3 protein-coding genes are annotated in these 12,389 nt (G+C 69.3%); 2 read left to right on the top strand and 1 reads right to left on the bottom strand.

From position 1 onward, the window contains the following. Nucleotides 1–24 precede the first annotated feature (24 nt). Nucleotides 25–861: a flagellar biosynthetic protein FliR gene (fliR, locus tag LZ005_RS00695; RefSeq protein ID WP_237803351.1), complete on the top strand. Its 837-nt coding sequence runs from the start codon at nucleotides 25–27 to the stop codon at nucleotides 859–861. 132 nt (nucleotides 862–993) lie between these two features. Continuing rightward, nucleotides 994–11,727, top strand: a complete 10,734-nt coding sequence (locus LZ005_RS00690) for a hypothetical protein (protein ID WP_237803343.1) — start codon at nucleotides 994–996, stop codon at nucleotides 11,725–11,727. 209 nt (nucleotides 11,728–11,936) lie between these two features. Here the strand turns inward: LZ005_RS00690 and LZ005_RS00685 are convergent, their stop codons facing one another. After that, nucleotides 11,937–12,380 (bottom strand): hypothetical protein, encoded by a 444-nt coding sequence (locus LZ005_RS00685; protein ID WP_237803341.1) that lies wholly within the window; start codon nucleotides 12,378–12,380, stop codon nucleotides 11,937–11,939. Nucleotides 12,381–12,389: the final 9 nt, after the last annotated feature.

Below are 12,389 nucleotides of genomic sequence, written 5' to 3'. Positions count from 1 at the left end.
TAATCACGCAAGGCTGCCGTAATCATGATCAGTTTGACGAGTGCCGACCTGTATGCCTGGATCGCCGCGATCCTGTGGCCGCTGTCGCGCATGCTCGGCCTGGTTGCGGCAGCGCCACTTTTTGGCAATGCGAGTGTGCCAGTTTCTGTCAAGGTCAGCCTCGGCCTGGCCCTGACCCTGGTGATCGCGCCGGCCGTGCCGGCCTTGCCTGCGAGTGATCCGTTCTCGTGGCAGGGGCTGTTGATTGTCGCCAAGGAAATGTTGATCGGCCTTGGCATGGGTTTTGCGATGCGGATCGTATTTGCCGCCGTGGAAATGGCGGGGGAAGTGAGCAGTTTGACCATGGGTTTCGGCTTCGCCACCTTTTTCGATCCGCAGACGCAGGGGCGCTCGGGCGCGATCAGCCAGTTTCTGGCCCTGCTCGCGACCATGGCGTTTCTGGCCGTGAATGCCCATCTGGCCGTGCTCGAGGTGCTGGCCGAGAGTTTTTACCGCCTGCCCGTGTCGGGCCAGCCGTTCGCGGCCGGCTTCGGCTTCGAGTTGGCGCGCTGGGGCGGGGAATTGTTCCGCACCGGGGTCCAGCTGTCGCTGCCGCTGGTGGCGGCCCTGTTGATTACCAACGTCGCGCTCGGGATCCTGACGCGCGCGGCGCCGCAGCTGAATATTTTCGGGATCGGTTTTCCGGTCACGCTCGGGGTCGGGCTGGTGGTCATGCATCTGCTGCTGCCCTACCTGAGCCAGCCCTTCCAGAACCTGTTCGCGCGCGGCATCGAAGAAAGCCGCCTGCTGCCGGTCAAGGCCGGGCAGTGGCTGCCGGGCCAGGTCGGGAAAGTCCCGGCGCGGCCCGGCGATACAAAATAGTGATTTCTGTGCGGAAACTTTTTAGCGTAAGATAAACCTGTAAGACTGCAATCTGGAAACCCCATGTCCTTCTCTCTGGCCTCTTTCACCACGGACCAACTGCCGTTCCTGACTACTGTCGGGTTCGCCAGCATGTCCAGCAGTGATCTGGCGCCGGCGACGACGGAACAGATTGCCCTGCTCAATACGGCCCAGCTGCGCGCGATCACCACGGCCGCCCTGGCCGGCCTGAGCAGCGATCAGCTGCAGGCGATGTCGACCTACCAGATCGCCAAGCTCAGCTCGGACCAGTGGGCGGCCCTGCCCTCGGCCGCCGTGGCCGGCTTCGAATCGGCCGATATCCCCGTGCTCGGTTCGGTCGGCGCGGCCGTGCTCAATTCCCAGCAGCTGGGCGCGCTCAGCACGGACGCCTTCCGCGCCCTGTCGACGCGCCAGCTGCTCAATCTGCAGAGCAGCCAGCTGAGCCTGGTGCACTCGGACCAGCTCGATGTGCTGAGCAGCACCCAGCTGCGCGACCTGACCACGGCGGCCCTGCGCGCGCTCAATAGCGTGACCCTGGGCAGCCTGACCACCAGCACCATCAGCCAGCTGAGCGCGGCCCAGGTGGCCTCGCTGCTGGCGCGCCAGACGGCCGGCCTGAACACCGACCAGCTGATCGCCCTGACCACCCAGCAGGCCTATTTCCTCAACAGCGCGGCGGTGGCGGCGATCGACCCGAACAGCATCGCCGTGATGGAAACGGCCGATGTGGCCGCCTTCAGCAGCACCCAGGTCGGGGCCCTGACGAGCGACCAGCTGGCCAATTTCCGCACCGACCAGCTGCGCGCGCTCGGCAGCGAAGACCTGGCGGCCCTGCGCACCGACCGCATCGTCAATCTGCGCTCGGAACAGCTGGCCGCCCTGCGCGACCTGTCGGGCCTGACGACAGTGCAGATGCTGGCCCTGCTGACCGACCAGCTGGTGACCCTGAACAGCTTCGACATCGCCTCGCTCAGTTCGGACGCGATCGCCGTGCTGACCTCGGACCAGGTGATGAACCTGTCGACCGACCAGATCGTCGCCCTGGGCAGCAGCCAGGTCGGCGCGCTCGGCTCGACGGCCCTGAGTCTGCTCAACAGCGACCAGCTGCAGGCGATCGAGACGCGCGACCTGCGCGCCTTCAGCTCGCGCCAGATGCGCGCGCTGACGACCGACCAGCTGCCCTTCCTGACCACCGACCAGATCACGGCCCTGACCTCGGTCGGCCTGCCGGCCCTGCGCACCGACCAGGTGCGGGTGCTGACGACCGACCAGCTGGGCGCGTTTGCCAGCCTGGCCGGGATGAACACCGTGCAGCTGCGCGCGCTGACGACCGACCAGGTGGCCAGCCTGACCACCGACAAGGTGGCCGCGCTCGGCACGGCCCAGATCGGCAACCTCGGCAGCGAGCAGTTCGCCGTCTGGAACAGCGACCAGATCATCGCCATCGGCACCAACCAGGTGACGGCCCTGGGCGCGCGCCTGGTGGCCGTGATGAGCAGCAGCCAGCTGGCCGCCTTCGAGACCCAGGACTATGCGGCCCTGAACACGCTGCAGGTGCGCGCCCTGACGACGCTCCAGCTGACCCAGCTCGACACGCGCGCGCTGGCGGCCCTGAGCAGCAACCAGATCGCGGCCCTGCGCACGCACCAGATCGTGGCCCTGTCGACCGACCAGATCGAGGCGCTGCGCTCGCTGCTGCCGTGGGCGGCCAGCCAGGTGGCGGCGCTGACGACCGACCAGGTGGCCGGGCTGGTGACGGCCGATGTGGCGGCCCTGACCGTGATCCAGCTGGGCGCGTTCAGCTCGGACCAGATCCGCGCCCTCACCAGCGACCAGTTCGCTGCGCTGACGACCCAGCAGGTGCGCGGCCTGGCCACCAGCAATGTGGCGATCCTCAGCTCGGACCAGGTGGCGGCCCTGACCACGGCCGATGTGGCGGTGCTCAATACCGACCAGGTGGCGGTGCTCAACACCAATCAGGTGGCGGCGCTGCGCACCGACCAGCTCAATGCCCTGACCAGCGACGCCCTCGGGGCCCTGTCGACCGACCAGATTCCGGCCCTGACGAGCGACCAGATCGCCGCCTTCCGCACCCTGGCCGGGCTGTCGACGGGCCAGGTAGCGGCCTTCTCGACGCTGCAGATCGCGACCCTGGCGACCCAGCACGTGGCGACCCTGCGCAGCCACCACCTGCAGGCCCTGACGACGGCCCAGCTCAACGCCTTCACCAGCGACCAGGTGGCCGTGCTCGGCTCGAGCCAGCTGCGCGTCCTGGCCACCGAGGCGATCGCGGCCCTGGCCTCGGACGTGGTGCCGGCCCTGAGCACCCTGGTGGTGGCCAATCTGCGCACCGAACAGATCGCGGCGCTGACGACGGCCCAGCTGCTGGCGCTTGGCACCGACCAGTATGCGGCCCTGTCGAGCCAGGGCGTGAGCGCCCTGCGCACCCACCAGATCCGGGTGCTGACGGTGGCCGACCTGACGGCCCTGCGCTCGCTGGCGGGGCTGACGACGGCCCAGATGGCGGTGATGACGGCCACCCAGATCGCCTCGCTGTCGACGGCGAATATCAGCGGCCTGCGCACCAGCCTGGTGGCGGCGATGACCAGCGCCCAGGTCAATGCCCTGACCAGCGACCAGGTGATCGCCCTGTCGACCAGCCAGTTCCAGGCGCTGTCGACGGCGGCCCTGTCGGCGCTCGATCCGACGGTGGCGGCCAGCATCGAGACGGTCGACATCGCGGCCCTGCGCTCGCCCCAGGTGGCGGCCCTGGGCAGCGTGCTGATCACGGCCCTGACGAGCGACCAGATCGCGGCCATCAGCACGGCCGGCCTGCGCGCCCTGACGACGGCCCAGATGCAGGCGCTGGGCACGGCCGAAATTCTGCACCTGGCCGGCCTCCAGTACCTGAACACGCGCCAGATTTCCTTCCTCAGTTCGGACGCCCTGCCGCTGCTGGGCAGCACGGCCCTGAGCAGCCTGACGACGCCGCAGGTGGCGGCCCTGCGTTCGAGCCAGCTCAACAGCCTGACGAGCGACCAGATGGCCGCCTTCAGCACGGCCCAGGTGGCGGCCTTCACGACCGCCCAGCTGGCCCAGCTGAGCGGGGCGCTGCTGGCGGCGATCGAGACGCTCGACTTCAGCAAGCTGCAGGGCGGCCAGCTGACGGCGATCGGCAGCAGCCAGGCGGCGGCCCTGACGACCGACCAGCTGGCCGCGATCGGCTCGACCCGGATCAAGGACCTGGCCACGGCCACACTGGCCCAGCTCGACTCGGCCCAGATCGATGCCCTGGCCAGCCTCAGCGCGCTGAGTCTGCCCCAGGTGCGCGCGCTCAGCAGCGACCAGATCGCCCTGATCACGACGCTCGACTTCAATACCCTGGGCAGCACCCAGGTCGGGGCGCTCGGCAGCCTGCAGGTGGCCGGCCTCAACACGGCCCAGATCCAGGCCATGGGGACGAACCTGCTGGCGGCCCTGAGCACGGCCGCCGTGGCCAATCTGTCGCTGGTCCAGCTGGCCGTGTTCGAGACCGACGACATCGCCAATCTGCGCTCGACCCAGGTGATGGCCTTCACGACCGACCAGATCGCGGCGCTGTCGACGCTGCAGGTGGCGGCCCTGAACACGAGCGAGATCGCGGCCCTGTCGGCGAGCCAGAAGGCGGCCCTGTCCTCGGCCCAGATTTCGGTGCTGGCCTCGCTCGCGCCATTTACGACCGACCAGATCGCGGCGCTCGGCTCGGACCAGGTGGCGACCTTGTCGACCCTGTCGCTGGCCAGCCTGAAGACCAGCCAGATCGCCGGCCTGACCAGCGTCCAGGCCAGCGCCCTGACGACGCTGCAGCTGAACGCCATGCTGACCACCCAGATCCAGGCGCTGACCAGCAGCGCCCTGGCCGGGCTGCAGGCCTATCAGCTGGCCGGCATGGCCACCAGCCAGCTCAGCGCCCTGCGCGCGCTGCAGGTGCAGGCCTTCAACAGCGACCAGATCCAGGCCCTGACGACGCTCCAGCTGGCCGGCCTGGCCTCGAATGTGATCGCGGCCATGGAGACCCAGCAGGTGCGCGCCCTGACCGTGGCCCAGCTCGACGCCATCGGCAGCCTCGGCTACTTCACCACGCGCCAGGTGGCGGCCCTGTCGACCGACCAGATCAACCAGCTCGGCTCGGACAATATTCCGGCCCTGCGCTCGACCCAGGTGGCGGCGCTCGGCACCGAGCAGCTGGCCGCCCTGCGCACCGACGAAGTGGCAGCGCTGACCACGCTGCAGGTGCGTTTCCTCTCGAGCCAGCAGGTGGCGGCCCTGTCGGCCGCCGGCGCCGGCGCGCTCGAGACCCAGGACCTGCAGCTGATGCGCTCGAACCAGCTGCTCGGCCTGACGAGCGACCAGATCGCGGCCATGAGCACGCTGCAGATCGCGGCCCTGACCTCGGTCCAGGTGCCGGGCCTGGCGACCCAGCAGGTGGCGGCCCTGAGCCCGGCCCAGTTCGACGCCCTGAGCTTCATGCTGCAGATGAGCTCGCGCCAGTTCACGGCCGTGCGCAGCGACCAGCTCGCGTATCTGACGACGACCGAGCTGGCCACGCTGAAGACGAATCACCTGGCCGCGCTCGGCAGCGACCAGATCGGCGGCCTGTATGCGGACGCGCTGGCCGTGCTCAACACCCTGCAGCTGCGCGCCTTGAGCCCGGCGGCGATCAGCGCGCTGGCGATCGACCAGGTGCAGGCCCTGACCACGTATGGCATCGCGGGCCTGACCACGGCCCAGATCCGGGCGCTCACGACCGACCAGCTGACGGCCCTGTCGAACACCCAGCTGCGCGCCTTCACGACGGCCGAAATCGCCGCTCTGAGCGGGACCCAGGTGGGCGCCCTGTCGCCGGCCCAGCAGCTCGAACTGGGCTCGATCTCGAGCTATAGCGTGGCCCAGATCGCGGCCCTGCCGACCAGCCGCATCGTGGCCATTCCGACCGACGACCTGGTGCTGTTCTCGGCCCTGCAGGTGGCGGCCCTGACCAGTGTGCAGGCGGCCGCCCTGCTCGGCAGCCAGCTGCAGGCGATGACCAGCAACCAGCTGGCCGCGCTCAGCACCCAGGCCGTGGCCGCGCTCGACACGGCCCAGCTGGTGTCGATCGAAACGAATGATGTGGCGGCCCTGCGCTCGCTGCAGATCATGGCCCTGAACACCAGCCAGCTGGCGGCGCTCGACCCGAGCCAGCTGGCGGCCTTCAACACCAACCAGATCGCAAATCTGCGCACGGCCCAGGTGGCGGCGCTGTCGGCCGCCCAGCTGGCCGCGCTGACGACGCTCAAGCCCTTCAACACGGCCCAGGTGCGGGCGCTGACGACCGACCAGGTGGCCAGCATCAACACGCTGCAGCTGCAGGATCTGCGCTCGCTGCAGATCATGGCCCTGAGTTCGGCCCAGCTGGCGGCCCTGGGCGACCCGCAGATCGCGGCCCTGAACACGGCCCAGGTGGTGGCGCTGGGCACGAATGGCATCCAGCTGCTGAGCGGGCAGCAGATCATCGCCATGGAGAGCCAGGATTTTGCCGCCCTGCGCGCGCTGCAGGTGGCGGCGCTGCGCTCGGACCAGTACGCGGTGCTGGGCACGGACAAGATCGCGGCCATGAATGCGGCGATGGCGGCGGCCCTGCCGACCCTGGCGATCAGCAATCTGAGCGGGCCGCAGCTGGCCGCGCTCGGCACGGCCAATTTCCGCGCGCTCACGACGACGGCGGTGGCGGCGATCCGCAGCGACCAGATCGGCCTGCTGCCGACGGAGATTTTCGCGGCCCTGCGCACGAACCAGGTGGCGGTGCTCAATTCGGACCAGCTGGCCACGCTCAGCACCGACCAGATCGCCGCGTTCACGAGCGCCAGCCTGGCCGTACTCAACAGCGCCCAGCTGGCCGCGCTCTCGCCCGACCAGTTCATGGTATTCGGTTCGCTCGGGGCGATGGGCACGCGCCAGATCGCCACGCTCGGCACCGACCGGCTGGCGGCCCTGACCACCAGCAGCCTGTTGACGCTGACGACGCGCCAGATCGCCGCCCTGACCAGCCTGCAGGTGGCGGTGTTCGATCCGACCCAGCTGTCGGCGATGAGCACGGCCCAGTGGCAGGCCTTCACCACGGCCACCCTGCCCGGCTTCAGCCTGGCCCAGATTCCGCTGATCGACACCGACGACCTGGCGGCCCTGAGCACGCTGCAGATCAAGGCCCTGCACAGCGACCAGCTGCAGGCCCTGACCACCTTCCAGATCGCCAACCTCGGCTCGCGCCAGCTGCAGGCCCTGAGCACGGGCCAGATGGCGGCCCTGCTGCCCTACCAGGTGGCGGTGATCCCGAACTACGCCGTGCTCAGCAGCGCCCAGATCGGCGCCATGTCGACCGACCAGTTCGCGCAGATCGACCCGACCCGGGTCAGCCTGTTCTCGACCGCCCAGATGGCCAGCCTGAACTCGCAGCAGATCCAGATTCTGACCAGCGACCAGGTGGCGGCCCTGTCGAGCGCCCAGTTCCGCGCCCTCAATCCGCTCGCCCTGCGCGGCCTGACGGCCGAGCAGGTGGCGGCCATCGAAACGGACGACCTGAGCCAGCTGCGCACGGCCCAGGCCCAGGCCCTGCAGAGCCTGCAGCTGAGCAGCCTGACGACGCTGCAGATGACGGTGCTCAGCAGCAGCGCCCTGAACGCGCTCACCAGCGACCAGATCGGCTTCCTGAGCCCGGCCCAGCTGCTGGCCCTGGCCTCGCTGGTGGCGCTGAATGTGGGCGACATCGCCTACCTGACCAGCGACCAGCTGCAGGGGCTCGATTCGGCCCATGTGCAGACGCTGGCGACGGCCCAGGTGGCGGCGCTCACCAGCGCCCAGCTGGGCAGTCTGCTCGACATCCAGCTGGCCGCCTTCACCACGCGCCAGATGGCGGCCCTGTCGACGGCCGCGCTGCGCGGGCTGACGGCCGGCCAGCTGCCCCTGATCGAGCTCGAGGACTTCGGCGCCCTGCGCGCCGAGCAGGTCGCCGCGCTCGGCTCGGACCAGGTGGCGGCGCTGGCAACGGTGCAGATCGCGGCCCTGAACAGCCTGGCGCTGGGGGCCCTGACGACCCAGCACATCCGCGCCCTGACGGTCGACCAGCTGGCCGCCTTCTCGACCCTGGCCACCCTGTCCTCGCTGCAGGTGCAGGCCCTGTCGAGCGACCAGATCATGGTGCTCGACACGGCCCACATCCAGACCCTGCGCTCGTCGCAGATGCTGGCGCTGCGCTCGGACCAGAGCGGGGCCTTCACGACCGACCAGATCGCGGCCTTGACGACGCTGCAGGTGCGTTCGCTGGGCACGAATGCCGTGCTGGGCCTGAACAGCAACCAGCTCCCGCTGCTCAGTGTGGACGGGGTCAGCGCCCTCAGTTCGCAGCAGACGCCGCTGCTCAATTCGGACCAGCTGCTGGCGCTCACGACCGACCAGATCGGCTATCTGAACAGCGCCGCCCTGCGCGCGCTCAGCACGCGCCAGATCCAGGTGCTGACCGGCGACCAGCTGATGCACATGAGCCAGCTGCGCTTCCTGAATTCGGCCCAGATCGCCGCGCTGACGAGCGACCAGCTGGCCGCGCTCGACGAAGAGCATCTGGCCATGCTGCGCACCAACCAGGTGTACAGCCTGACGACCGACCAGGTGCTGGCCCTGAGCACCGACCAGGTGGTGGCGCTGAGCACGGCCCAGGTGCGCGCCCTCAACACGGCCGCGCTGCGCGCGCTGCGCGCCGACCAGATCGCCGCGATCGAGCTGGTCGACATCGCCGCCCTGTCGTCGGCGCAGACGCCGGCCCTGTCGAGCGACCAGCTGCTGGCCCTGACGACCGACCAGGTGGGCGCCTTCAACAGCCAGGCCCTGCGCGCCTTGACGACGCGCCAGGTGGGCGTGCTCACGCCCGAGCAGCTGGCCGGCATGAGCAGCCTGGCCAGCTTCAGCACGGCCCAGGTGCGGGCCTTCACGACCGACCAGCTGGCCTCGCTCGACCTCAGCCACCTGAACAGCCTCGGCACCGCCCAGGTGGGCGCCCTGGCCACGGCCCAGATGGCGGCCTTCTCGACCTTCCAGATCGCCGGCCTCACCTATGACCAGGTGCGCGCCCTGGCCAGCGACGCCCTGCGCGCCCTGAGCGCCGAGCAGCTGCTCGGTTTTGGCGCCGACAGCGCCTCGGCCCTGCGCACCGGCCAGATCGCGGCGCTCACCACCGACCAGCTCAACAGCTTCTCGACCAGCCAGCTCAATGCCCTCTCGACCAGCACCCTGAAGGCGCTCACGACGGCCCAGCTGCGCGCGCTCGGGCCCGAACAAATCGCCGCCCTGGCCACGCTGGGCGCCTTCACCAGTGTGCAGGTGCCGGCCTTCAGCAGCGAGCAGATTCCGCTGATCGACCTGAACCAGTTCTCGACCCTGCGTTCGAGCCAGCTGGTGGCCTTCACGACGGTGCAGGTGGCCAGCCTGACGACCGAGCAGATCGCGGCCCTGACCTCGTCCCAGCTGCGCGGCATCGGCAGCAATCTGATTCCGGCCCTGAGCGGCGAGCAGCTCGGCGCCATCAACCTGGGCGCCATCTATGCGCTGCGCTCGGACCAGGCGGCGGCGCTGCGCAGCGACCAGGTGCCGCTGCTGACGAGCGACCAGGTGGCCAATCTGCATTCGCTGGCCGTGCGCGCGCTGACCAGCGTGCAGATCCGCGCGCTCACGAGTGAACAGATCAGCGCCCTGCCCTCGCTCGGCGTGTTGCTGACGACCCAGGTGATGGCCCTGTCGACCGACCAGCTGCCGCTGATCGACCTCAGCCACATTGCCAGCCTGAAGAGCGAACAGATCGCCGTGCTGAGCACGCGCCAGGTGCTGGCCCTGACCACCGAGCAGCTGGCCAATCTGAGCACCAGCCAGGTGCGCGCCCTGACCGCCGCCGACCTCAACATCCTGGCCCAGGAGCAGCTCAATGCCCTGACCCAGAGCGAGATGGCGGCCCTGAGCAGCGTGCAGCTGGCGGCCCTGAAGACCGGCCAGCTGACGCTGCTGACGACCGAGCAGATCCAGGGCCTGTCGACGGCCGGCCTGCGCGCCCTGACCACCCAGCAGATGCGGGTGCTGACGACCGACCAGCTGGCCGCCCTGACCAGCCTGTCCGCGTTCGACAGCAACCAGCTGGAGGCGCTCAATTCCGACCAGATCGGCGCGCTCGACACCGACCATATCGCCAGCATCCGCTCGACCCAGTTCGCCAATCTGTCGAGCCGCATGCTGAACTACCTGAGCACCTACCAGGTGGCCAGCCTGTCGCTCGGCCAGGTGCGCGCGATCTCGACCCAGGCGCTGCCGGGTCTGGGCAGCGACCAGCTGGCCGCGCTCACGCCCGAGGCCATCAGCGTGTTCAACGCGTCCCAGGCCAAGGTGCTCAAGGCCAGCCAGATCGGCCTGCTGTCCACCGACCAGGTGGCGGCCCTGCATTCGAGCGCCGTGACCAGCCTGGTGACGGGCCAGCTGCGCGCGCTCAGCGCCGACCAGCTGAATGCGCTCAATGGCTTCGTGCTGACCAGTGGCCAGATCAGCAGCCTCACCACCGCCCAGATCGCCAGCCTGACGACCCAGATCGTCGCCAGCCTGAGCACGCGCCAGGTGCCGGGCCTGAGCTACCAGCTGATCGGCGCACTCAGCACCGACCAGATCAGCCAGTTCGCCGCCAACCAGATGGCCGCGATCGATACGCGCGCCATCAGCGTGCTCAACACCGACCAGCTGCGCGCGCTGCGGGCGGCCGACATGTCGGCCCTGAGCACGCTCCAGCTGAACGCCTTGAACGGCAGCCAGATCGGCAATCTGACCACCGACCAGATCGCCGACCTGAGCTCGCTGCAGGTGCGCAGCCTGAAGACCACCCTGGTGGCCGCCATCACCAGCGACCAGCTGGCCGCGCTGCCGATCGCCGACCTCAAGGCCTTCACCACCAACCAGGTGTGCGTGATCACCACCACCCAGCGCGCCGCCCTCAGCGACGCCCAGCTGGCCGCGCTGCCAGTCGGCAGCCCGCTGGTGCTCGATCTGAATGGCGACGGCGTGCACACGCTGTCGATCACGGCCGGCGTCAACTTCGACCTGTTCGCCGACGGCGCCGCCGTGCCGACCGGCTGGGTCGACCGGCATGACGGCCTGCTGGCCCTCGACCGCAACGGCAATGGCCAGATCGACGACGGCTCCGAACTGTTCGGCACCGCCAGCGTGCTGCCCGACGGCAGCCGCGCCCCGGACGGCTTTGCCGCCCTGGCCGCCCTCGACAGCAATGGCGACGGCCGCATCGACCAGCACGACGCCGCCTACAGCCAGCTGCGGGTCTGGGTCGATGCCAACAGCGACGGCCGCAGCGAGGCCGGCGAACTGCTCACCCTGGCCGAGGCCGGCGTGGCCAGTATCAACGTCCAGGCCACGCGCACCAATGCGCTCGACGAGTCGAACTGGATCGGCCTGCAGGCCAACTTCACGCGCACCGACGGCAGCACGGCCCAGGTGGCCGACGTCTGGTTCGTGGCCCAGCGCAGCCCGGTGGCTGAGCAGGTGCAGGCCATGGCCGCCGCTCTGGCCGAGTACGCGGCCCAGAGCAGCACGCCGGCCGCCCCCACCGGCACCAGCGCGAATGCACCGCTGCCGGGCCTGAGCGGTCAGGCCGGTCAACTGGCCCAGGCCCTGCGCGACTACGAGGCCGGCCAGCTCAAACCGCTGAGCGAGGCGGCCGCCAGCCCGCTCGAACCCCGCCTCGACGACCGGCTGCAGCAGGCCACCCTGGCCATCGCCAAGCCGCGCTGATCCGGCGGTTCTCGCGCACACGCGCCTGCCCCGGCTGTTTCGGAACAGCGCGCGGGCCGGTGCGGCGAGCCGCGCCCACGCTATTGAACAGCGCCGGGCGTGATACCCCGCGCCGGCCCCTTACTTCAAACATGCTCGTTTTGGTCGGGCCAATCGACGCGCAACGTCACCCTGCTCCCAGAAAATTTGATCACCGCGAAGCAGGCAATTCAGCGAGTCGCGCCGCCATCCTGGCACACGTTCTTGAACAGCGCTGGGAGCGATACGCCGCGCTGGCTCCTTACTTCAAACGCGCTCGTTTTGCGCGGATCACGTAGACCGCGCGCCGTCGACTCCGCGGGCAAAAGTCCGACGCGCCACGCCGCCACCCCGGCACAGTTTTTGAACAGCGCCAGGGGCGTTACGCCGCGCCGGCTCCGTACTTCAAACGTGCTCGTTTTGCGCGGATCACGTAGACCGCGCGCCGTCGACTCCGCGGGCAAAAGTCCGACGCGCCACGCCGCCACCCCGGTCCAGTTTTTGAACAGCGCCGCGAGCATTACGCCGCGCCGGCGCCCTACTTCAAACATGCTCGTTTTTTGTCGGGTCAACCCGCCCACGTTTTTGAACAGCGCCGCGGCCGATATGCCGCTGCCGCTTCCTACTTCAAACATGCTCGTTTT

The sequence above is a fragment of the Massilia sp. TS11 genome (genome assembly GCF_022012445.1).
Classification (GTDB): domain Bacteria; phylum Pseudomonadota; class Gammaproteobacteria; order Burkholderiales; family Burkholderiaceae_D; genus Telluria.
The sequence above is the reverse complement of the archived record's forward strand: the minus strand, read 5'-3'. Positions and strand labels throughout refer to the sequence as shown.

Bases quoted from the DNA above. Each gene is read 5' to 3' on its own strand.
- LZ005_RS00690 (WP_237803343.1), top strand. From the start codon at position 994: ATGTCCAGCAGTGATCTGGCGCCGGCGACGACGGAACAGATTGCCCTG.
- fliR (WP_237803351.1), top strand. From the start codon at position 25: ATGATCAGTTTGACGAGTGCCGACCTGTATGCCTGGATCGCCGCGATC.
- LZ005_RS00685 (WP_237803341.1), bottom strand. From the start codon at position 12,380: ATGTTTGAAGTAGGAAGCGGCAGCGGCATATCGGCCGCGGCGCTGTTC.